Here is a 23,498-nt window from a genome sequence, read left to right on the forward strand (position 1 = left end):
AAAATCCTGTGGTTTAAGTGGCTTGCAGCGATTTGGTTAATTCTTTAAGTTAGTATAATTTATCGAAATTTGGTACAGTTTGTTATAAAATGGTACACTGAAAAAGACAGAAAAACCTCTTAATAGTTATATATATTAAACCTTAAAACAAGGGTATTTAGTTCAGTTATTTGAATTTTAAATACTCTTTTTTTTTATGTTTTAGTTCCTTATTATCCGCGTTATTGATAGACCCTGCAATGGGTACAATATCTCGTCGAATCAATGGCTAAAACTCAAAATTGTGATATATGATGGTATTTATTACGTTTATATGTAGATATATTAATGTTTTTACAGGTATTATATCTGGAAGTTAAGTCTGCAATGGTCAAATTGCACAAACAAATTGCGATTTTCAAAAATAAATTGACAAATTCACAATTCGGAGTTAATATATAAACAGAGTTAAGTAATTAACGCAGGAAAGCTTGTACAATAACACAGGAAGAGGTCGATCAGAAACATGCGAGACACAATTGGTAATAATAATAGTGATTTAACTGAGATGAACCGTTCCGCCGTTGTTAAGATATTACAACAGCGAGAGGTATGCTCCAGAGCGGACATTGCCAAGCAGATGGGATTGACCCAGGCATCCATTACAAAAATAGTGGCGGCACTGATGGAGATGGGTATTGTCTCTGAGGTTGGTATCATGAAGGGCAACGGGAACCGTCGTTCCATCGGATTGAAACTGAACACAGATATGCATCAGATCATTGGGGTAAAGTTCGCAAGACATATGTTTGGAGTGGGTGTATTTGATATCTCAGGTAAAATATATACCCAGACTGAAACAGAATATTCAATTGACGAGGATCATCAATCAGTTATAGCTGCTATGAAAAAGCAAATATATGACATGCTGGACCAGTATAAAAATGTGGTGGCAATCGGACTTGCAGTACCAGGTCCTTATCTAAAGGATGATGGGCACATAGCGGTGATTACACAGATGCCTGCTTGGCATGACATTAATTTCATAGAGGAATTCAAAGATGAGTTTAACAAACCACTCTATATTGTCCATGATGCTAATGCCGGTGCGTTAGCGGAATGGTGGTTTGGAGACCATGAAAGACCGATACACACCCTTGCTTATTTTTTAGTAGGAGAAGGTGTGGGATCTGGTATTATTGAGAACGGTAACCTGTTACTAGGGGTACAGGGTGCTGCAAGTGAAATCGGTCACATAAGTATCGACTTTCAGGGACTACGGTGTGAATGTGGTAATTATGGATGTCTGGAGTTGTATTGTTCGGCCCAGGCAATGCTTAAGAAAGCCAGACAACATGTACCGGAATGTCTATCAGAAAGTTATCCAAAAAGTATTGAAGCATGCAATGTCGTATTTGAAGCAGCCCGGGGCGGCAATCAAAAGGCACTTGAGATAGTGAAAGAGGTAGCAGAATATATTGGCTATGGATGTGTAACACTGATCAATGCCTACAACCCTGACATTATTGTCATTGGTGACAGTGTATCTCAGGGAGGAGATCTGCTGCTTCCAACAATTATGGAAGTAGTAAAGCAGCGCACCATTCCTGAACTGTGTGATAGAGTTCAGATAAAAATATCCAGTTTGAAAGTAGATCCTACTTTATATGGAGCAGCCGCTATCGCGACGGATAAAGTGGTGCGGATGCCAAGTGCATTTTTAGCTGTGGAAAAATAGAATGGAGGAGGCGGTTCTATTTGATTGATATAGACATTATGAAATATAAGATGATTTTTAGCGACATCGATGGGACACTTCTGAATTCGAACCATCAGGTTTCAAGAGCTGCGAGAGAAAAGATACAGGAACTGAACAAGCAGGGCATTCCGTTCATTCTGGTATCCGCACGTATGCCGTCTGGAATCTTACCGATACAAAGGGAACTGGGAATCAATTCACCAATTGTATGCTACAGCGGAGCACTTGTCCTGAATGAGTCTGGGGAATGTGTTAAAACAGCGGGAATTGAATATGAAAAGTCTCTTCTTGTTGATGCCTATTTAAAAAGTGAGTGGAAGCACATCTGCTCCAGCACTTTTTACTTTGATAACTGGCTTGTGGATCAGAAAGAGGATAAATGGGTGATGCAGGAAGAACGCATTACCTCATCTTTTCCAGTAGAAGGTGAGATTGGCGATATTCCTTTGCCTGATAGGGAGATACATAAGTTTTTATGTATGGGAGAGACGGAGCAGATTACAGCTCTCAATGAGGCAATGAAAGAGAAATTTCCTGAGTTATCCATTTATCGATCCAAAGACACCTATCTTGAAATTATGGACCGTGCTGCTTCTAAATCGGGAGCAATTGAATTTTTATGCCAAAAGTATGAGATTCCAATAGAAGCTACCGTGTCATTCGGTGACAATTTTAATGATATTGATATGCTTTTGACTACTGGCAATAGTTTTGCTATGGGTAATGCGCCAGATGAGGTAAAAGAACAGGCGCTCAATATTACGTTAGACAACGATCATGATGGGGTTCTGGCGGGTCTGAATCAATTGGAGTTTACAAAGTAACAAAATAATACATGCTTGAGAAAATACAAGTATATGGGGAGGTAAGTTGAGTTATGGAACATCCGTTAATCCTTCAGATGCAGGGCATTACCAAGGTCTTTCCGGGAGTGCGTGCCCTTGATGACGTAACACTTAAGGTGCGCCGTGGCGATATCCATGCAATTTGTGGTGAGAATGGTGCTGGGAAATCAACCTTAATGAAGGTGCTGTCCGGTGTATACCCTCACGGAACTTATGAGGGCCAGATTATCTATAATGGCAGTGAGATAGCTTTTAAGAATATCAAGGAATCAGAAAAAGCGGGCATTGCAATTATTCATCAGGAACTGACAATGATACCAGAGCTATCCATTACTGAAAACATATTTTTGGGAAATGAGGTAGTAAAGCATGGACTGATTGATTGGGATACGGCTCGTCACCTGACAGTGGATTTGCTTTTAAAAGTAGGTCTTACCATAGATCCGGGTACCTTGATCAAACATTTGGGAGTTGGACAACAGCAATTGGTGGAAATCGCAAAAGCACTGTCCAAAAATGTAAAACTGCTGATTCTTGATGAACCAACCTCTGCACTTAATGAGGCAGATTCAGCAAATCTTCTAAATCTTATGCGAGAACTAAAAAAGAGAGATATTACCTGTATCATGATCTCTCACAAGCTAAATGAGATAGCAGCAATTTCTGATGCGGTTACGGTAATCCGTGATGGTCGTACCGTTGACACCTATGATGTAGAAGCAGGGCGAGTGGATGAGGACCGTATCATTCGGGCCATGGTTGGTCGGTCTATTGAAAACCGATACCCAGAGCATACATCCCATCCTGGTGAGATTATATTTGAAGTGTCTGATTGGTGTGTTGAGGATCCGCAAATTGCAGGACGACTTGTATGTAAACACTCAAATTTTAATGTAAGAGCTGGAGAAATTGTTGGATTTGCCGGACTTATGGGTGCCGGAAGAACTGAATTGATGCGTTCTATATTTGGACATAATTATGGAATCTATCTAGGTGGAACCGTTAAAATCAAAGGGAAAGAAGTACATATGAATTCCGTAGCGTCTGCGATTAAACATGGGTTAGCCTATGTGCCTGAAGATCGAAAATCTTTAGGACTCAATCTAATCGACAGCATCCGCACGACTATAGTATCAGCAAACCTAAAAGCAATCAAACGTGGTTCGTTACTTGACCCAGATAAAGAATTCCAAGCTGCTGATAAATATCGTCATTCATTAAATATTAAGACTCCAAATGTAGATACTGGAGTAAATACATTGTCTGGTGGTAATCAGCAGAAAGTAGTGCTTGGAAAATGGATGTTTACAGAACCGGATGTTCTGATTCTCGATGAACCTACCCGTGGAATCGATGTCGGTGCCAAGTATGAAATTTATCGTTTAATACATGCGCTCGCAGACCAGGGGAAAGCGGTTATACTCGTTTCCTCCGAGTTACCAGAGCTACTTGGTATGGCGGACAGAATCTACACGATTTTTGAGGGAAGTATTTCAGGCGAGTTGAACTGCAGTGAGGCCAATCAGGAAAAACTCATGAGAGTGATGACTAATACCTCTGTGGCAGAATCTAATCAGGAAAGGGCGGAATTGTAACATGAAATATATAAAACAAGTATTAGGCGGTGAACTTCGTCAGTATACAATGGTAATTGCTTTGGCAGCGCTTATCATTATCTTTAATATCACTTCGGGGGGAAGAATGATCACCCCATCCAATTTTCAGAACTTATTGTCTGGTAATGCTTATGTATTAGTTCTGGCGATTGGTATGCTCATGGTCATTGTAATCGGACAGATTGATTTGGCAGTCGGCTCAGTAGCAGGCTTCTCCGGTATGGTTATGGCCTTAGTGGCCAGGGACCTTGGTTTTCCTTGGTGGCTTGCGGTGATCGTAAGTCTTACCATTGGTCTTTTGGCTGGTGCATGGCAGGGTTTCTGGGTAGCCAAACTTGGTATTCCAGGATTTATTACAACTTTGGGTGGTATGATGATCTTCCGTGGAGGTGTGATCTGGATTTCAAAATCAATTTCTGTACCAGCGCCAACGGAATTAAAATGGTTTGGAGCAGGATATTTGCCTGAATGGGGTCCTGTATTTACAGGAATGAACAATTCTACTTTGTTGTTAGGAATTATCGCAATTGCAGCTTACGTGTATGGTCAATTACGTCGACGTAAGCGTACTGCAAAGCTGACTGGCACTACAGAGCCATTTTGGCCAGTGATTGCACGAATTATTCTGGTAGGAGGCATCATTGCTTTCTTTACATGGATATTTGGAACTGGACGTCCAGGAACATCTTTCCCAGTACCAGGCCTGATTCTTGTAATCTTAGTCATTATTTATCATATCATTACAGAACGTACACAATTTGGCCGTCATATTTATGCAGTCGGTGGTAACAAAAGTGCAGCAGCTTTATCTGGTGTAAATGTTCAGAAAACATATTTCTTTACCATGCTTAATATGTCATTTCTTGCAGCCTTGGCAGGTATTATGTTCGTTGGCCGATCCACAGCAGCAGGCCCATCCGATGGAACTGGTTGGGAATTAGATGCCATTGCATCTGTATTTATTGGTGGTGCTGCGGTGTCAGGCGGTATCGGTACCGTTCTTAATACAATGGTTGGTGGTATGGTAATGGCAGTTCTCAATTCAGGGCTTATGTTGATGGGAGTTGGTGCTGACCGTACACAGGTTATTAAAGGTCTTGTATTATTAGCTGCGGTGGCATTTGATGTCTACAACAAAGCACATGGACGTCGCTCTATTATTGGAGCAATCTTTCCTGAAAAGGAAAGCAAACAATCAGAAGGCAAGCCAGCTGACAGTCGTGAAAAATAAACTGCCAGACTGAGCCTTATATAGTCGAGAGACAATAAAAGGAGGTTACTTATGAAAATGAAAAAACAATTATCTCTACTCCTTGCAACAGCGCTTGTTGCTACGGTAGCGATGACAGGCTGTGGGGGCCGAGGAACATCTGAAACAAAAGAAACAGAAGCTGTAACAACGACAGAGGAAACAACAACAGAGGAAACGACTACTGCAGAACCAGAAAAAGGGTTCGCAGCTGATGCAACAATTGGAGTATCTCTTCCATGGCTTGGAACTCAGAACTGGAAAGAGGCAGATGAAATGTTCAAAACTCAGTTAGAAGCTGCTGGATTCAAAGCAATTGTTCAGGCTGCTGATAACAAAGTTCCTCAGCAGCAACAACAGATTGAATCCATGATTCAAAATGGTGTAAAAGTAATTGTTGTAGGTCCTGTTGATGGTACACAATTAGGATCAGTTTTAGAAGAAGCTGCTGCTGCAGGTATTGCAGTTATTGGGTATGACCGCCTTCTTGAAAATACTACAGGCGTTGATGGCGTAGTACAATTTGGCAGCGTTAAGACTGGTGAATTACAAGGTCAGGCTCTTCTTGATGGTCTTGCAAAAGTAAAAGGCGAAGGCCCTTACAATATCGAATTATTCGGTGGCGGTCCTGCAGATCCAAATGCACCTAACTTCTTTAAAGGCGCTATGTCAGTTCTTCAACCAAAGATTGATGATGGTACACTTGTTGTAGTATCAGGTCAAACCGATTTTACTCAATGTGCAACTCCTGACTGGGATAACTCCAAAGCACAGGCTCGTATGGATTCCTTACTTTCTGGTTTCTATTCCGATAAAGAAATCCATGGTGTTCTTTCTCCAAACGATGGCATTGCACGTGCAATCATTACTGCATCTGAACAAGCTGGCCAAGAGATTCCTGTTGTTTCAGGTCTCGATGCTGAGAATGAATCTGTTCAGTGGGTATGGTCTGGAAGACAGTATTCAACTGTAGCAAAACCAACAGATGCACTTGTAAGTAAAACAATTGAAATCATTAAATCTCTTCAGGCAGGTAATGGCATGCCAGCTCCTGACACAAATGTTAACAACGGTAAGAAAGATGTAGGAGTATTTGAACTTCCTCCAGTTGTTGTTACGAAAGAGAATGCAAAAGAAATCTTTGCGAACGATCCTGGTCGTCTTGATCTTCTAAAATAATCAATTAAATTAAAGTATAAAAAAGTGTCTTCGACACTCTCACCCCCCCCTACCCCTCATTTATGAGGGGTAGGGGGGTTCTTTTGCCATGTAATTTTTTACTTTCTATTTATTTAAATTTATCTTATACAAATTCCAATAGAATTATGGATAATATTGGGGTATAATTATGTCAGAGTAGTTCGATGCTGGTGGCGATAGCAAACAAATGCTTTTACAGTAGTGTAGTAATAAATAGAAATTTGTGGAGACAAAATGGTGAAAAACATTCTCTGTCGTATGTTTTGAAATCGCTCCAGAATATCGTGATAAAGGCATTGCGACTGCATTTCTTGAACGTATTTGCATTGATGCAAAAGCGCGAGGATATGCAGCAGTTGAAGGATATGCAAAGTTGTGTAACGACCATGTGGACTACGATTATAATGGGCCAATCAGGCTATATGAAAAAGTAGGATTTACTGAAGTGAAAAGGCAAGATGAGCAAGTAATAATGCGTAAAATATTATGAATCAATAGGTTTTGGACTTGGCGTACCTAAAGAGAATACAGGATATTTGAAGTCTATATTAAATATAGCCATATACCGGGAAATAATATTTTCAGGTGAAAGTGAAAAAAATATTGAGGCATGTATACCCTTTTGGAGATGAAGAACTGGACACAAGAATTATGGAGTATGATTAGGAGAATGGAATGATGTATCTAAAAAGCTTTACCTTCCCAGATGCTGACATGGAATTTGACTTTTTTATGGGCATAAGGAGAACCTGCTATGATTCATACTATCCCTTTAAAATATTGTCCCATCATGACTTGGACAGGCTGGATTTTGATATAGTTACCATATTATATGGAGGGAATGGTTCTGGAAAATCTACGGTACTTAATGTGATCGCTGAAAAGACAGGTATCTGCCGGGATTCTATATATAATAGATCTAATTTTTTTCCGGATTATGTTAAGATGTGCAGGATGAATGCAGAAGAGGAGATTCCTCAAAATAGCCGGATCATAACAAGTGATGATGTATTTGATTATATGCTCAACATCCGTAGTCTGAATGAGGGAATTGACTTGAAACGTGAAGAGCTGTTTGATGAGTATCTGGATGCAAAATACTCACACTTTCAGATGAAATCAATGGCTGATTATGAACAACTGAAAAAAGTGAATAATTCCAGACGAAAAACTCAGTCACGTTTTGTTCGCGGGGAATTGATGGATAATGTCCGTGAGCGTTCCAATGGTGAAAGTGCTTTTCTTTATTTTACTGAAAAAATCAGTGAAGATGGCCTCTATCTGTTGGATGAGCCGGAAAATAGCCTTTCTCCTAAAAGACAAATGGAATTAGTGAATTTTCTTGAGGAATCAGCCAGGTTTTTTGGCTGCCAATTTATTATATCAACCCATTCACCATTTCTGCTTTCCATGAGAGGAGCAAGAATTTATAATCTTGATAATAATCCAGTTGAGATAGAACGTTGGACAGATTTAGAGAATGTGCGTACTTATTATGATTTTTTCAAAATACATGAAAAGGAATTTCTATAAGACTGGACGTAAAAATAGAAGCAGAATTAAAAGTATTTATTTAGGAGAAGCAGATATAAGAAATTTACTGAAAATGTAATATGAATTATTAAATTACAGATTTGCCACGACATACGTTAGTTTTAACGTAATGTCGTGACGAATCTGTTTTTTGCAGGACCCTACCACGGATGTGGGATCCTACTGTGGATGCAACTTTGTTATCTTTGATCGCTGATTGTTGCAGCGCTGTTATTGCTGCTTAAATCTAACAGAGGATCATAAGGGGCACCCGTGATGGTACCTGCCAGCAAGGCGATATCCACCGCGTTTTCTGGGATTCCCCATGAATTTCCGGAGAAGACAAAAATCGCTTGATCTACGACAAACCCTCTTGTGTTGTATACAACATTTCCGGTAATAAATCCTGTTGAATTTGGGTTCAAATAAGCGGGCTGACGCAAGGAATAAAAAATATTATTTTGCACCAAAAGATTTGTAACATTTCCTTGGGTGACAAAGCCACGGTTCACAACCCATCCTGTGGATGGCCCCGCCTGTGGAGGACCGTAAATCACAGAATTAATCAGTCTGTTGTTTGCTCCGGCAAATTGAATAAACTCCACTGGATATGGGTTATCGCTGGTTATAGTCAGTCCGTCTAGCGTATTTCCACCGCCTGTTACCAAGAAAGGTATCACATTCGATTCTAATATAATTATCGCATTAGGAGATCCCTTGAGCGTTACATTCGCCTTGTTCAAAGTAATTTGAGATGTGAGCGGATACGTACCATTCAGTATAAACACAGTCCCTCCTGGTAATACCGCAGTCACGCCCTCTTGAATAGTACCAAAAGGATTGGCTTGTGTTCCATCGCCTCCTATAGCCCCTGATTGAACATAAACATTGAATGGATTAAATTCCACAGTGCCAGTAGGGCCGGTCGGTCCGGTAGGACCAGTAGGGCCGGCAGGGCCAGTAGGACCGGTATCGCCGGCAGGGCCAGTAGGACCAGTAGGACCGGTATCACCAGTAGGACCAGTAGGACCACCAGCAGGACCAGTAGGACCGGTAGGACCAGTAGGGCCGGTATCACCAGCAGGACCGGTAGGACCAGTATCACCAGCAGGACCAGTAGGACCGGTATCACCAGCAGGACCAGTAGGGCCGGTATCGCCAGCAGGGCCAGTAGGGCCGGTATCACCAGCAGGGCCGGTAGGACCGGTATCGCCGGCAGGGCCAGTAGGGCCGGTATCACCAGCAGGGCCGGTAGGACCGGTATCGCCAGTAGGACCAGTATCGCCGGCAGGACCAGTAGGACCGGTATCGCCGGCAGGGCCAGCAGGACCAGTAGGACCGGTAGAACCAGCAGGGCCGGTAGAGCCAGTAGGACCAGCAGGGCCGGTAGAACCAGCAGGGCCGGTAGAGCCAGTAGGACCAGTAGAACCAGTAGGACCCGTAGGACCAGTAGAACCAGCAGGACCAGCAGGGCCGGTAGAGCCGGCAGGGCCAACAGGACCAACAGGACCAGCAGGGCCGGTAGCTCCAGTAGGACCAGTAGGACCGGTAGCTCCAGTAGGGCCAACACAGCAATTGCAATTATGCGGTGGACATGGCTTAGGTGGACATGGCTTAGGTGGACATGGCTTATGGGAACCAAAATAAGGATTATTATAATGAAAGCTTTGCTGCTGAACCAAATCTGACGAATTACATTTATTATCATTTGAACCGCTATTATCTATACTGAAATTCTTCTCCATATAATCACCTTATATAATGAACTTGTAGATAATTCATTATATGTTACCTTTCCATAATATTTTTTTCTAATCTACATTCGATGATGCAGATTATTTAATAGCAGTGCTAATATATAAATGACAGCTTTATTTATAAATATAACAATAGGATTTTATATTTTATCTTAATTTTAGGGTATAATTGAATGAACTGATATTCGCTCTAAAGATGAATCATTATTATAAGTAGCATAATATTATATGCTGAAAATGTAATATTGTGAGTAATTAAAAGGGATTTTAGCATTTTATTTAGAAAATACGGGAAAAAACAGATGGTATCAGTTTATAAAATATAAATAATTTGAGATAACTGTTGTCATAATCTTTTTCTGTATGTGAAAAAAATATCAAAATATATATAAGAATATAATATGGGTCAACGGGCGGTAATTAAGATTATACGCTGCTATAATGGCCCAGTGTGAAACCAGTGAGCCGCCGGCAAATAAAATTTGGCGGCGGCTTACTAAGTGTAGGGATATTAGATTGGCAGGTGTATGATGGTCATATTGGCCTGCGCGACCAGGGCGGAAATAAAAGCGGTATCTCCGCTTTGGTTAAGCAAGCTGAACGTGACCGGAGGACCTACAACGTTTACTAGGGCATTGCCTGCCAGAAGCTCCGTAACGGCGGCCGATGCGGTAAAAACACTGGTTCCGTTGCTTCCGCTCAGTTCAAAGGCTATGGTAGGCGATGCTGCAGCGCCATCCACTGCGACCCACCAATCGAAGTAATAGACTCCGGGCTCGGTAATGGTGAATATGCCGGTCACCGCATCATAGGTGATGGCGGTCGTTCCGCTAAAAAGCACGGTATCGAATATGACCGGATTGCCATCGTCGATTGTTATAAATACGCCCGACTGCAATTGCACCTGGATGCCTTCTAGAAAACCGGCAGGCCCGGTAGGCCCAGTAGGACCAGTAGGACCGGTATCGCCAGCAGGCCCGGTAGGACCAGTAGGACCGGTAGAGCCAGCAGGACCAGTAGGACCGGTAGAACCAGCAGGACCAGTAGGACCGGTGTCGCCAGCAGGGCCGGTAGGACCAGTAGGACCAGTAGAACCAGTAGGACCAGTATCACCAGCAGGGCCAGTAGGACCAGTATCGCCAGCAGGGCCAGTAGGACCGGTAGAGCCGGTAGGACCAGCAGGGCCAGTAGAGCCAGTAGGCCCAGCAGGGCCGGTAGAACCAGCAGGGCCAGCAGGACCAGCAGGACCAGCAGGACCAACAGGGCCAACAGGACCAGCAGGGCCAGTAGGACCGATTAAGCCGATTCCGGTAGCTCCAGTAGCTCCAGTAGGACCGGTAGCTCCAGTAGGGCCAACACAGCAATTGCAATTATGCGGTGGACATGGTTTAGGTGGACATGGCCTATGGGAACCAAAATAAGGATTATTATAATGAAAGCTTTGCTGTTGAACCAAATCTGCTGAATAACATTTATTATCATTTGAACCGCTATTATCTATACTGAAATTCTTCTCCATATAATCACCTTATATAATGAACCTGTAGATAATTCATTATCTATTTCCTTTCCATAATATTTTTTTCTAATCTACATTCGATGATGCAGATTATTTAATAGCAGTGCTAATATATAAATGACAGCTTTATTGATAAATATAACAATAGGATTTTATATTTTATCTTAATTTTAGGGTATAATTGAATGAACTGATATTCGCTCTAAAGATGAATCATTATTATAAGTAGCATAATATTATATGCTGAAAATGTAATATTGTGAGTAATTAAAAGGGATTTTAGCATTTTATTTAGAAATCACGGGGGAAAAACAGATGGTATCAGTTTATAAAATATAAACTATTTGAGATAACTGTTGTCATGATCTTTTTTGAATAATGAATTATGATTTTTATGAAAAATTTATGAAAATTTAATATTAAAACTACTTTTGATTATGAAAATTTATTGATTTTGGGGTTAATCCTTCTCTGTATGTGAAAAAAATATCAAAACATATGTAAGAATATAATATAATTTGTCATATAAAATTATTATTTTTTGATTAAAATAACAATCTTTTTAAATTCAAAATTTATTGCTGGACTTATTAAATTTAGAGGTATATTATATGTTATATTATCAAATTGATTGGGTTAGGAAGTGATGAAATGAAAAACAAACACAAAAAAAATAACAGAATAATGAGAGCATTCTTCGCATTGCTTATTTGTGTAACTTTTTTTTCATTTTACACAACAACTATGTCAGATACTAACCTTTGGGTTAGAAAGGTATCCGATGGAGGAAGTATCAGATCCATAAATCACATACAAACTATAGTGAAATCCAATAATCAGGTCAATGTTGAGAATGAAGAATTTTTCTTTGGCAAAATCGTCTTATATGCCCAGAATAAAATTTTTGGGTATCATTTAATTTTTGCCATTCTATATCTTTTTATCATTTTATCTTTATATATTCTATTCCAATATTTTGAAGGATGGCTCATTCTCGCCTCCCAATCAAAATGTAAATTACTAATGGTAGAATATATACAGCAAAAAGATGGTAAGACGTATTCTGATCAGTATTTATATTCTTTTTAATTTCCAATTATAATAATTATTTTTTAGACCAATGACGGTTTGTGAATTGGTTTGTTTTTAGCGTAATTTTTTAATATATGGTTAATCTAACTATATATTCAATTTAATAAAAGAAGGTGAAATCGATGGAAGACTTAGCTACAGAGCTCATGTCCCAGTTGGAAACGAAGATTAGTTTTGTGATTCCAATTTTTGAAGGTATTCCAGTACCGGCCTCAGTGGTAGTTACATGGGGAATCATGGCATTTCTTATGATATTAACACTGGTCTTTGTAAGGAATTTAAAGATGGTACCAACTGGACCCCAGATCTATGTAGAAGCTTTAGTTGGGTTTATCAATAATTTCTTTGAAGATATTTTGGGAGAGGAAGGCAAAAGATATATTCCTTATCTTGGAACGGTAATCATTTATATAGCATGTGCTAATTTAATTGGGATTATAGGTATCACGCCGCCTACGAAAGACCTCAATGTTACAGCCGGTCTGGCTATTATGAGCATCATTTTAATTGAATATTCAGGTATTCACGCAAAGGGAGGAAAGGGATATTTAAAAAGTTTTGCAGAGCCTATGGCATTGCTGGCTCCAATAAATATTCTGGAGATCATTATAAGGCCGTTATCTTTATGCATGCGGCTCTTTGGTAATGTACTGGGAGCATTTGTTGTAATGGAATTGATAAAAATAGTTGCGCCGGCAATTGTTCCAATTCCACTTAGTTTTTATTTTGATGTATTTGATGGTTTAATACAGGCTTATGTATTTGTATTTTTAACCTCATTATTTATAAAAGAAAAGATGGAATAGAGTAGAAGCTTGATTCAGATGTGGTTTAAACCACAGATAAATTTTAAAACTAAAGGAGATGTATATATGAGCGCTATTATAGCAATAGGAGCAGGAATCGCAGTAATGACAGGTATAGGAGCAGGAATTGGAATTGGTATCGCAACATCAAAAGCAGCAGAATCAATCGCAAGACAACCGGAAGCAAAAGGAGATATTAATAAAGCTCTTTTATTAGGTTGTGCCCTGGCAGAGGCAACTGCAATTTATGGTTTTGTTATCGCAGTATTAATCATTTTATTCTTAAAATAATAGTTAAAGGAGATATATATTATGACAGCATTAATCGCAATAGGAGCGGGAATCGCAGTAATGACAGGTATAGGAGCAGGAATCGGAATTGGTATCGCAACATCAAAAGCAGCAGAATCAATCGCAAGACAACCAGAAGCAAAAGGAGACATTAATAAAGCATTATTATTAGGTTGTGCCCTGGCAGAAGCAACTGCAATTTATGGTTTTGTTATTGCAGTCCTAATTATACTTTTCTTAAAATAGCAGGAGGGGATATTATTGTTAGTATTAAATTGGCATATTATATGGACTTTTGTTAATATTCTTGTTCTGTTTATATTTCTTAAGAAATTTTTATTTGGGCCAGTAACTGAAATGATGGAAAAACGTACTAAGGCTATTGAAGATTCCATACAGGATGCAGAAGCAAAAAAAGCAGATGCTATGAAATTAAAACAAGACTATGAAGAAGAGCTAAATCAAGCAAATTTGGAAGCGGCTGGTATTGTAAAAGAAGCCAGAGAAAGAGCTGATATAGAGTATAACAAACAAGTATTACAGGCAAAAGAGGAAGCGGCAAGAATCATTCAGGATGCCGGTAGAACAATTGAACTGGAAAGAAAGAAAGCCACCCAGAGTGCCCAGGCAGAAATCGCTGGTATCGCACTTTTAGCTGCTTCTAAAGTGATCGGGAAAAATGTGGATGATGATGCAAATAAGCAACTTCTTGGTGATTTTATTAAAGAGGTAGGTGCTGTGAAATGATAACTTTAAGAGCAGCTAATTATGCGAAAGTATTATTTTCCATGGGATTAAAAGAAGAAAGTGTTCATGAGTCTGCAGATATTTTTAGAGGAAATAAAGAATTAATGGGAGTACTGGAGAATCCAAGTATAAAAGAATCCCAGAAAGATGCTGTGATTCATTCCATTTTTCCAAAAGAAATACAGGGATTTATAAAAGTATTATGTGCAAACAGATGTATTAACATTGTGGATATGATTTTTGATGAATACCAAACACTTTTTTTAGAAAGCAGAAATATGATTAAGGGAAAACTATCCTATGTTACAAGACCTGATGAGACAGAGCTTGGACAGATAGAAGACATGATATGCAGTAAATATAATAAAGCAGGAGTAAGTTTGGAGTTAGTGGAAGATACTTCATTAATTGGCGGGTTTACTTTAACTATAGGTGATACCGTTTATGATAAAAGTATTAAAGGAACTCTAGAAGAGTTAGGTAAGACTCTTGCCAGGAGGTGAAAGCATGAGTAATATAAGTCAAAATGATATTATATCTGTTTTAAAAAGTGAAATAGAAGATTATGATGTGAAAATGTCTGTGAAGGAGATTGGAACAGTTATCAGTATTGGTGATGGAATTGCAACAGTTTACGGACTTGATAATGCCATGTATGGCGAATTGGTGGAGTTTGAAACAGGGGTACGTGGTATTGTTCAAAATCTGGAGATGAAAACAATTGGCTGTGTACTACTCGGCTCAGACTATGGAATTACAGAAGGAAGTAAAGTTGTTAGAACAAATAAAAGAGCTGGTGTACCAGTTTCAGAACAATTAATCGGAAGGGTTGTAGATGCACTTGGAAGCCCAATTGATGGGAAAGGCCCAATCGAAACAAAGGATTTCTTTCCTATTGAAAATGAAGCAGCCGGTGTGTGTGAACGTAAATCAGTAAGTGTACCCCTTGAGACAGGAATTCTTGCAATAGACTCCATGTTTCCTATTGGCAGAGGACAGCGTGAGTTGATTATTGGAGATCGTCAGACAGGTAAAACATCAATCGCTGTTGATACGATTCTTAATCAAAAAGGCAAAGATGTAATCTGTGTATATGTAGCAATTGGACAGAAGGCGTCTACTGTTGCACAACTGGTGGCCACTTTGGCAAAACATGGTGCAATGGATTATTCTATCGTTGTTTCCGCATCTGCAAGCGATTTAGCATCCTTACAATATATTGCTCCATACTCAGGTACAGCCATGGCAGAATATTTTATGAAACAGGGAAGGGATGTATTAATTGTTTATGATGATCTGTCAAAACATGCAGTAGCATACCGCACTATGTCCTTATTATTGGAAAGATCCCCTGGACGTGAAGCATACCCTGGAGACGTATTCTATCTTCATTCAAGATTATTAGAACGTTCTGCCAGATTAGATGAAGAACATGGGGGTGGATCCATAACCGCCTTACCAATCATTGAAACACTTGCAGGCGACGTATCTGCTTATATACCAACCAATGTAATTTCTATTACGGATGGTCAGATATTCTTGGAAAGTGAATTATTCTTTGCCGGTATCAGACCTGCTGTTAATGTTGGACTTAGTGTATCCCGTGTCGGTGGTGCAGCTCAGACAAAAGCCATGAAGAAAGCAGCCGGCAGTTTACGTATTGATCTGGCACAATTTCGTGAAATGGAAGTTTTTACACAGTTTAGCTCAGATTTGGATAAGGCCACAAAAGATCTACTTGATCATGGCAACCGTCTGGTCGAGTTATTGAAACAACCGTTATCAAGACCATTGCCATTACATGAACAGGTAATGCTTTTATGTGTTGCCAATAACAAGCTTCTATTAGATGTACCAGTAAAAGAAATTAAAACATTTAGAAGTGATCTGATGGATTTCTTTAGAAGCAAATATTCGAACATAATTGAAGAGATTGATACTAAGAAAGTATTAACAGATGAGTTAATTGGACAAATTGTAACTGCTGCAAAAGAATTCAAGAAGTAGGTGATATCATGGCTAATATAAGAGAAATTCATTCCAGAATGAAAAGCATTAAAGATATTATGAAGATTACCAATGCCATGTATCTGATCTCATCTTCCAAACTAAAAAAAGCAAGAAAAAGTCTTCTTGCAACACAACCTTATTTTGAAGGATTGCAGTCAACCATACATGATATCTTAATTCGTACTCCTCATATGCATCAGGTGTTTTTTGAGCGCAGAGAAGAGATAAAACCAGGGTTTCGAAAAGAAGGTTATATTGTAATTACTGCCGATAAAGGATTAGCAGGTGCTTACAATCATAATGTAATTAAAAGGGCAGAAGAAGAAATGCAAAAGAGTAAAAAGAATTTTCTCTTTGTGATTGGTCAGGTAGGGAGACAATATTTTCTTCGAAAAGGCGTTGAAATTGAATGCGAATTTTTATATACAGCACAGAATCCAACTTTATACCGTGCCCAGTTAATTTCAGAAACGATTATAGAGATGTTTGAAAAAGGTGAATTAGACGATGTATATGTGATATTCAATAAGATGATCACACCAATGAAATCAGAAGTTCAATTTAGAAGAATCTTACCTTTGGAAAGAAGAAAGTTCGACAGAAGAAAAGAAGGATATCAGCACGCGATCTTTGAACCTTCTCCAGAAGAGGTAATGAATAAATTAGTACCGAATTATCTGAAAGGATATATATTTGGCGTGTTGGTAGAGGCTTTCTCAAGTGAACAAAATGCCAGAATGACTGCGATGGAAGCAGCAACAAGTAGTGCAAAAGATATGCTTAGAGAACTGGATCTACAATATAACAGAGCAAGACAGGCATCCATTACTCAGGAAATCACTGAGATTGTCAGTGGTGCCAAGAGCTTGAAAAAATAAGGGAAAGGAGATTTCTAACACTAGCGCTTAGAATCACATAGTAATATGGATAAAGGAAAAATAGTTCAGGTTTTAGGACCAGTAGTGGACGTGGAATTTGAAAGTGGAAAGCTTCCAATGATCAAAGATGCACTTGAAGTAATCCGGGATGGAAAAAGACTTGTGATGGAAGTTGCAAGCCATATAGGCAATAATATAGTACGTTGTATTATGTTAGCATCCAGTGAAGGTCTTGTGAAAGGAATGGAAGTGACTGCAACAGGAGCATGTATTAAAGTTCCTGTAGGAGCACAGGTCCTTGGAAGGATGTTTAATGTACTAGGCGAAGCTATAGATGGGGAAGAAGATGTAAAAGGAGAAGAACAGTGGGAGATTCATAGAAAACCTCCTACATTTGAGGAACAAAGTCCGGTCGTTGAAATATTAGAAACCGGAATCAAGGTAATTGATCTCCTTGCTCCATATGCAAAGGGAGGTAAAATCGGTCTCTTTGGTGGAGCCGGGGTGGGTAAGACAGTATTAATCCAGGAACTTATTCGTAATGTAGCAACAGAACATGGTGGATATTCCATATTTACCGGTGTTGGGGAGCGTTCCAGAGAAGGGAATGACCTTTGGATGGAGATGAAAGAATCTGGAGTTATTAATAAGACTGCCTTAGTATTTGGTCAGATGAATGAGCCGCCTGGATCCCGTATGAGAGTTGCCCAGACAGGTCTTACCATGGCAGAATATTTCAGAGATGAAGAGAAACAGGATGTGCTTCTCTTTATTGATAATATCTTCCGTTATGTACAGGCAGGTTCTGAGGTTTCAGCATTATTAGGCCGTATGCCTTCCGCAGTTGGTTATCAGCCGACCCTTGCAGGTGAAGTAGGAGAATTACAAGAACGAATCACATCAACTAAGAATGGTTCTATTACTTCGGTTCAGGCAGTATATGTTCCTGCAGACGATTTAACAGATCCAGCCCCGGCAGTTACATTTGCCCATCTTGATGCGACTACCGTTCTATCCAGAAAAATAGTAGAGCAGGGTATTTACCCGGCGGTGGATCCTCTTGAATCAACTTCAAGAATCCTTGAACCAGATGTAGTTGGGGAAGAGCATTATGAAATTGCCAGAAAGACACAGGAGCTTTTGCAAAAATATAAGGAATTGCAGGACATCATTGCGATTCTTGGCATGGAAGAATTAGATGCAGAAGATAAATTGGCAGTATACCGTGCCAGAAAGATTCAAAAATTCTTATCACAGCCATTTAATGTAGCTGAGAATTTTACTGGTATCACTGGTAAATATGTTCCTCTTAGTGAAACGATCAGAGGGTTTAAAGCAATCATTAATGGTGAAATGGATGAATATCCAGAAGCAGCATTTTTAATGGTAGGAACAATTGATGAAGTAATTGAGAAAGCAAAATCAATCCAGTGAAATAAAGGTAGATAGGAGGAGCAATGTCTAAAACATTTCAACTTAAGATCGTTGCCAGTGACCATCTTTTTTATGAAGGAAAGTGTGAAATGCTGGTATTTCCCGGTATTGACGGTGAACATGGAATTTTAGCGAGCCATCAGCCCATGGTTACTTGTTTAAGTGCAGGAGAACTAAGGTTTCAGATAGATGGAGAGTGGCACTATGCTGCTGTAAGTGATGGATTTGTTGAAATTACACCAACATTTGTAGTTCTTCTTGCTGATACGGTTGAAAAACCAGAAGAGATTGATGTAAATCGTGCTAACGAAGCAAAATTACGTGCGGAAGAAAGGCTTCGTCAGAAACAAAGTATTATGGAATATTATCATACACAGGCGGCACTTAACCGGGCAATGAATCGATTAAAAATAACAAAAAGGCATAGTTAATAAATATAAGAGAGACATTTTAGATAAATTCTGGAATGTCTTTTTTATGCTTTACAATATCTTAGCAAAAATTTAACTTATTTAAGATAGTTTATTCTTTCAAAAGATATAAACTGAAAGTGTAATAGTTATAAAAAGAAAAATTGAATATGGAAAATATCTATGGATGAAAAATTGACTATTGATGGCAAAAAAAGGAGAATTGCTTATGACTAAAACTTATCTAATTGATACAAACGTATTAATTCAAGCACCTTATGCAGTAGAATGTTTTGAAGAGAACCAGGTGGTAATTCCATTAGTGGTATTAGAAGAATTGGATGGTTTAAAGAAAGCAGATGGTGAAAGAGGGTCAAATGCAAGAGAGGCAATTCGTTACTTGGAGAAACTTCGTGTTAAGGGTGATTTGCTCCAGGGAGTAAAATTAAACAGTGGGGGGACCTTACGTGTAGAAGTAAATTGTATTAATGTTTCACTTCCGGCAAATCTGCCAGAGGACAAAATGGATAACCGGATATTAAAAGTATGTAAAGGTCTGCAGGAAAAATCAGATCAGGTTATCCTGGTAACAAAAGATATTCTTCTTCGGATGAAAGCACAAATAATTGGCATTCAGGCAGAGGATTTTGCCAATGAACAGGTTCCGGCAGAAAAGGCCCAATATCTTGGGCGTACAGAAGTCTATGCACCTGAGGATCTATTCAAAGACTTTAAGAAAAAGGGAATAAATATATCTGATACTTACTGTATAGATGAAAGTGGAATGAAAAAAGAAGGGGAATTTATAATCAATGAATTTGTTATCTTACATGCAGATCAATCAACAAATAAAACACAACTTGGAAGATTTGATGGACAGAAAATTGTACCTCTGAAATATAAAAAAAGTAAACCATATGGGGTTAATCCAAGAAATGCTGGTCAATACTTTTTACAAGAGGCATTAATGGAAGATGCTGATAAAGTTCCATTAGTGATCGTAAAGGGAATGGCAGGTACCTCCAAAACCTTCTATTCTTTAGCGGTAGGTCTGGAAAAATTATTGAATTCTACCAATAAAGAATATAGAAAAATACTTATTACCAGACCGAATGTTCAATTTGACAATGATATAGGTTTTTTACCTGGAAATGAACAGGAAAAAATTTCTCCACTTATCAGACCGGTGATTGATAATTTAGAACAGTTGATTGATTCCAATGAAACTGAGAGATATAAAGATGAGAGGGAATTGAAAGGAAAAATCGATGAAATTTTTGATAGAGGCATAGTCACTGCGGAAGCTATGAATTTTATCAGAGGACGTTCTTTTGTAAATACTTACTTAATCATAGATGAAGCACAGAATATGACGCCAAAACAAGTAACCGGGATCATAACAAGAGCAGGGAAGGGAACAAAAGTTATATTGCTTGGAGATCCGAAACAAATTGATACACCATTTTTAGATGAAAGAACCAATGGTCTATGTTATGCTTCTGAACGGATGAAGGGGAGTTCTCTTTGCTATCAGATTACATTAACGGCAAAAGAATGTGAACGTTCGGAACTTGCTTTTGAAGCAATAAAAAGAATGTAATAAATTTATACATGATAGAATATAATATATAGTTGTAACTTAAAGGAGAATATAGATGTTAATAAGTTTAAATTCAGTAGATAAGGTAGTTAATTTTGTAAATGCAGTCTCCAGATTTGATGAGGAGCTTGAATTAAAGTCAGGGATACATGCTGTAGATGCTAAATCCATAATGGGGGTATTTTGCCTGGATCTGACAGAGCCAATTGAATTAGTAACAGATCATATTAAAAGCGAGATGTTATTAAAAATTTTAAATGATTTTAAATGGCAAAAGGTTGATAAGTATTTAATGAAAGAATCAATGGTAAGTTAATATGGAGCAGGATGCAAAGTAAAAAGAACATGAAATTGTCTTCATGTTCTTTTTATTATGAATAAATTGGATTTCATTGAGTCGATTCATAAAATATATTTCATGGGAAGATAAAGTAAAAATCTTAAGAAACAGGCTTGACATTTCAAAATAGATTGTGTACAATTTAATTTATAAAAATTGTATACAATTTAATTTTGTACAATATAAGGAGGGCAATATGTCAATTTATGAATTTGAAATAAAAGATGAAAAAGGGAATCCAGTCAGCCTGGAGGATTTTAAGGGGAAGGTTCTGCTTATTGTGAACACTGCTACTGGATGTGGATTTACACCTCAATATGATGGATTACAGAATCTATATGAAAAATATCAAAGCAAAGGGTTTGAAATACTTGATTTTCCATGTAATCAATTTGCAAATCAGGCACCTGGAACAGAAGAAGAGATAGTGGATTTTTGTCAAATTAAATATGGAGTTACTTTTAAACAATTTGCTAAGGTTGAAGTAAATGGCAGGAATGAAGAGCCTCTGTTTACATACCTTAAATCTCAGAAAAAAGGTGTACTAGGTGATAATATTAAATGGAATTTCACCAAATTCTTAGTTGACAGAAAAGGAAATATTGTAGAACGATTTGCTCCAGCTACAGCGCCGGAAAAAATAGAATCAAGGATTGCAGAATTATTATAGAACAAAAGGGATGTTACATTTTGAGCCTTATAACTGCAACAAGATCTATCCTCTTCCTTTACTCAGTACATCATAGGGAGAGGATAGACTTTTTATATATCACCTTCTAAATTCTTTTAAAGACACTGCTTTGGTTATTAATAATAATATAAAATAGCCTGCACTTAAAACGAAACAGCAGAGCAATAGTATTATAAGAGGATGTGTACTGGAGGTTGTTACAAGGTAATTATAAAAACGCATAATGATAAGACCTTCAAAAAAAATAATGAGCGCAGGTTTTACGATCCAATCAATGGCATGAATACTTACAGGTACATTTCGATAGATTGCAAAGCCGTCTAAAAAGGATATGATCAATTGGCTTACTAATAGGCCGATCAGATAACCGGCAATTCCTTTCCTTGGAACAAGATAAAGAATAAAAAGGATACGTATGGACAATCCGATAACGGTATTAAAAAATGTAATATGAGCTTTACCTAATCCATTAATGATGCTTCCTAAAGTAGTGGTAAGGTAGAGAAAAGGACATAACCAGGCTAAGGTCGTTAAGAAACTGCCCGCCAGTTTATTATGATATACTTCCATACCTAAAGAATTACCAAAGATAATGAAGACACCAGTGCTTAAGATACCAATTAATAAACTATATTTAATAGAGATGGAAGTAGTATTATCGATCATCCGGTCATTTCTGGCAGCCTGTGCCTCTGATACTGCAGGAAGCAGCATAACAGCAAAGGAATTGGTTATGGTGGATGGAAACATAATAAATGGCATGGACATTCCGGTTAATATACCGTAAACACTTAATGCCTCGGCATTTGTCAGACCTGAACTTTTTAACATATTAGGAATTAAGACTGCTTCGAAGCTTTGTAATATACTAATAAGGAGTCGGTTACTTGTTAATGGAACTGCAAGTTTTAAGATATTTTGAGGAATTCGTTCTTTTCGCGCAGCGGTAAAGAACGGATTCTTTTGTTGTATTTCATATCTTATTCTTGTGCTTTTAAGATTTCCTTTTACAAAACAAATAATATTATAAACATTTGAAGCAATTTCTCCAAGAACAATACCAAATACAGCAAGTTCACAAGTCAGGGTGACGTCGCCATTTCCTATGATTGTTGAGATTATGTACACAGATAGGACTCTTACGATCTGCTCAAACAATTGACTGGCAGCTGGTACAGAAGCCTTCTTTATCCCATAATAATAACCATTGATGCAAGCAGTGATGCCACAGAATGGGAAGACCATGGCCAGGACTCTTAAAGAAGATGCACTTCTTGGTTCGGTAAGCAATCTGCCTGCTATATACTCAGAATTACTATATACCAGTATCGATAGAACAAGTGCAATACTAACAGAGAAAATTAATCCTACAGCTAATATTTTCTTTATATTTTGCTTATTATTCTTTCCCCTCTCAGCGGCAATGAGCCTTGAGATAGAAGTTTGAAGTCCCGATCCATATAGGGTAAAGCATATTCCATATACAGGGAATACAAGATGATAAACGCCCATCATCTCTGCTCCCATTAATTTTGCAAGATAGATTTTATAAAAAACTCCAATAAATCTTGTAGCAAAACCTGCAATAGTAAGAATTAATGTGCCTTTTATTATTGTATTTTTGCTCATCCTTATCCGCCTATTTATATATTTTATAATTTAATATATTTCTTTTCAAAGGGAAATAGAATGACAAAAATGTTATTTTAAAGAAAATGGGATTTTTGCCCCCTTTGAGACCA

Annotated in this window: 25 protein-coding genes; 22 read left to right on the forward strand and 3 right to left on the reverse strand. The window is 38.3% G+C overall.

Annotated elements, in window-relative coordinates; genetic code table 11:
- Window positions 1–505: 505 nt before the first annotated feature.
- The 7 genes from EDD66_RS04450 to EDD66_RS04480 all read left to right on the forward strand — a co-directional run bounded on the left by EDD66_RS04450 (window position 506) and on the right by EDD66_RS04480 (window position 8,181).
- The gene (locus EDD66_RS04450) at window positions 506–1,717 is read left to right on the forward strand and encodes an ROK family transcriptional regulator (protein WP_123608354.1); all 1,212 of its coding nucleotides are present in this window, start codon (window positions 506–508) and stop codon (window positions 1,715–1,717) included.
- Between the two features lie 20 nt (window positions 1,718–1,737).
- Window positions 1,738–2,562: a Cof-type HAD-IIB family hydrolase gene (locus tag EDD66_RS04455; protein WP_243115295.1), complete on the forward strand. Its 825-nt coding sequence runs from the start codon at window positions 1,738–1,740 to the stop codon at window positions 2,560–2,562.
- Window positions 2,563–2,615: 53 nt separating this feature from the next.
- Window positions 2,616–4,178, forward strand: coding sequence for a sugar ABC transporter ATP-binding protein (locus EDD66_RS04460; RefSeq protein WP_123608355.1), 1,563 nt, complete (start codon window positions 2,616–2,618; stop codon window positions 4,176–4,178).
- A 1-nt stretch (window position 4,179) separates the two neighbouring features.
- The gene (locus EDD66_RS04465; protein ID WP_123608356.1) at window positions 4,180–5,430 is read left to right on the forward strand and encodes a sugar ABC transporter permease; all 1,251 of its coding nucleotides are present in this window, start codon (window positions 4,180–4,182) and stop codon (window positions 5,428–5,430) included.
- A gap of 51 nt (window positions 5,431–5,481) precedes the next feature.
- On the forward strand, window positions 5,482–6,627 hold the full coding sequence (locus tag EDD66_RS04470; protein WP_123608357.1) for a substrate-binding domain-containing protein: 1,146 nt from the start codon (window positions 5,482–5,484) through the stop codon (window positions 6,625–6,627).
- 289 nt (window positions 6,628–6,916) lie between these two features.
- Window positions 6,917–7,138, forward strand: coding sequence for a GNAT family N-acetyltransferase (locus EDD66_RS18995; RefSeq protein WP_123608358.1), 222 nt, complete (start codon window positions 6,917–6,919; stop codon window positions 7,136–7,138).
- A 185-nt stretch (window positions 7,139–7,323) separates the two neighbouring features.
- Entirely contained in the window at window positions 7,324–8,181 is an 858-nt protein-coding gene (locus EDD66_RS04480; protein ID WP_123608359.1) for an AAA family ATPase, read from the forward strand.
- 200 nt (window positions 8,182–8,381) lie between these two features.
- On the opposite strand, the gene EDD66_RS18655 is transcribed toward EDD66_RS04480, so the two are convergent.
- Window positions 8,382–9,089 carry a right-handed parallel beta-helix repeat-containing protein gene (locus EDD66_RS18655; protein ID WP_243115296.1) on the reverse strand — a complete coding sequence of 236 codons (708 nt, stop codon included), beginning with the start codon at window positions 9,087–9,089 and terminating at the stop codon, window positions 8,382–8,384.
- Here EDD66_RS18655 and EDD66_RS18660 point away from each other — a divergent pair.
- On the forward strand, window positions 9,070–9,828 hold the full coding sequence (locus tag EDD66_RS18660) for a collagen-like domain-containing protein (protein ID WP_243115297.1): 759 nt from the start codon (window positions 9,070–9,072) through the stop codon (window positions 9,826–9,828). The genes EDD66_RS18655 and EDD66_RS18660 overlap by 20 nt on opposite strands.
- Window positions 9,829–10,449: 621 nt before the next feature.
- On the opposite strand, the gene EDD66_RS18665 is transcribed toward EDD66_RS18660, so the two are convergent.
- Complete coding sequence (locus EDD66_RS18665) at window positions 10,450–10,842, reverse strand: C1q-like domain-containing protein (RefSeq protein WP_170164253.1); 393 nt, start codon at window positions 10,840–10,842, stop codon at window positions 10,450–10,452.
- Between the two features lie 4 nt (window positions 10,843–10,846).
- On the opposite strand from EDD66_RS18665, the gene EDD66_RS18670 reads away from it, so the two are divergent.
- From EDD66_RS18670 to EDD66_RS04555, 14 genes are all read left to right on the forward strand, one after another.
- Window positions 10,847–11,359, forward strand: a complete 513-nt coding sequence (locus EDD66_RS18670; protein WP_170164254.1) for a collagen-like domain-containing protein — start codon at window positions 10,847–10,849, stop codon at window positions 11,357–11,359.
- 749 nt (window positions 11,360–12,108) lie between these two features.
- Window positions 12,109–12,546 (forward strand): hypothetical protein, encoded by a 438-nt coding sequence (locus tag EDD66_RS04495; protein WP_123608361.1) that lies wholly within the window; start codon window positions 12,109–12,111, stop codon window positions 12,544–12,546.
- A 125-nt stretch (window positions 12,547–12,671) separates the two neighbouring features.
- The gene (locus EDD66_RS04500; RefSeq protein WP_243115298.1) at window positions 12,672–13,355 is read left to right on the forward strand and encodes a F0F1 ATP synthase subunit A; all 684 of its coding nucleotides are present in this window, start codon (window positions 12,672–12,674) and stop codon (window positions 13,353–13,355) included.
- 66 nt (window positions 13,356–13,421) lie between these two features.
- The gene (gene atpE, locus EDD66_RS04505) at window positions 13,422–13,646 is read left to right on the forward strand and encodes an ATP synthase F0 subunit C (protein WP_123608362.1); all 225 of its coding nucleotides are present in this window, start codon (window positions 13,422–13,424) and stop codon (window positions 13,644–13,646) included.
- A 21-nt stretch (window positions 13,647–13,667) separates the two neighbouring features.
- Window positions 13,668–13,892, forward strand: a complete 225-nt coding sequence (gene atpE / locus EDD66_RS04510) for an ATP synthase F0 subunit C (protein ID WP_123608363.1) — start codon at window positions 13,668–13,670, stop codon at window positions 13,890–13,892.
- A gap of 15 nt (window positions 13,893–13,907) precedes the next feature.
- Window positions 13,908–14,393, forward strand: a complete 486-nt coding sequence (gene atpF / locus EDD66_RS04515) for a F0F1 ATP synthase subunit B (RefSeq protein ID WP_243115299.1) — start codon at window positions 13,908–13,910, stop codon at window positions 14,391–14,393.
- Entirely contained in the window at window positions 14,390–14,896 is a 507-nt protein-coding gene (atpH, locus tag EDD66_RS04520; protein WP_123608365.1) for an ATP synthase F1 subunit delta, read from the forward strand. The genes atpF and atpH overlap by 4 nt, the downstream gene beginning before the upstream one ends.
- Before the next feature lie 4 nt (window positions 14,897–14,900).
- Window positions 14,901–16,400, forward strand: coding sequence for a F0F1 ATP synthase subunit alpha (atpA, locus tag EDD66_RS04525; RefSeq protein WP_123608366.1), 1,500 nt, complete (start codon window positions 14,901–14,903; stop codon window positions 16,398–16,400).
- A gap of 8 nt (window positions 16,401–16,408) precedes the next feature.
- Window positions 16,409–17,281 carry an ATP synthase F1 subunit gamma gene (atpG, locus tag EDD66_RS04530; protein ID WP_123608367.1) on the forward strand — a complete coding sequence of 291 codons (873 nt, stop codon included), beginning with the start codon at window positions 16,409–16,411 and terminating at the stop codon, window positions 17,279–17,281.
- 45 nt (window positions 17,282–17,326) lie between these two features.
- Window positions 17,327–18,715, forward strand: coding sequence for a F0F1 ATP synthase subunit beta (gene atpD / locus EDD66_RS04535; protein WP_123608368.1), 1,389 nt, complete (start codon window positions 17,327–17,329; stop codon window positions 18,713–18,715).
- Window positions 18,716–18,738: 23 nt separating this feature from the next.
- Entirely contained in the window at window positions 18,739–19,146 is a 408-nt protein-coding gene (atpC, locus tag EDD66_RS04540; RefSeq protein ID WP_123608369.1) for an ATP synthase F1 subunit epsilon, read from the forward strand.
- A 208-nt stretch (window positions 19,147–19,354) separates the two neighbouring features.
- Entirely contained in the window at window positions 19,355–20,725 is a 1,371-nt protein-coding gene (locus EDD66_RS04545; RefSeq protein ID WP_123608370.1) for a PhoH family protein, read from the forward strand.
- 55 nt (window positions 20,726–20,780) lie between these two features.
- Window positions 20,781–21,041, forward strand: a complete 261-nt coding sequence (locus tag EDD66_RS04550) for an HPr family phosphocarrier protein (RefSeq protein WP_123608371.1) — start codon at window positions 20,781–20,783, stop codon at window positions 21,039–21,041.
- 220 nt (window positions 21,042–21,261) lie between these two features.
- The gene (locus EDD66_RS04555) at window positions 21,262–21,735 is read left to right on the forward strand and encodes a glutathione peroxidase (RefSeq protein ID WP_123608372.1); all 474 of its coding nucleotides are present in this window, start codon (window positions 21,262–21,264) and stop codon (window positions 21,733–21,735) included.
- Window positions 21,736–21,834: 99 nt separating this feature from the next.
- On the opposite strand, the gene EDD66_RS04560 is transcribed toward EDD66_RS04555, so the two are convergent.
- On the reverse strand, window positions 21,835–23,385 hold the full coding sequence (locus EDD66_RS04560) for a putative polysaccharide biosynthesis protein (protein WP_123608373.1): 1,551 nt from the start codon (window positions 23,383–23,385) through the stop codon (window positions 21,835–21,837).
- Between the last annotated feature and the right edge of the window lie 113 nt (window positions 23,386–23,498).

The organism is Mobilisporobacter senegalensis, from assembly GCF_003752155.1.
In the GTDB taxonomy this organism is placed as follows: domain Bacteria; phylum Bacillota; class Clostridia; order Lachnospirales; family Lachnospiraceae; genus Mobilisporobacter; species Mobilisporobacter senegalensis.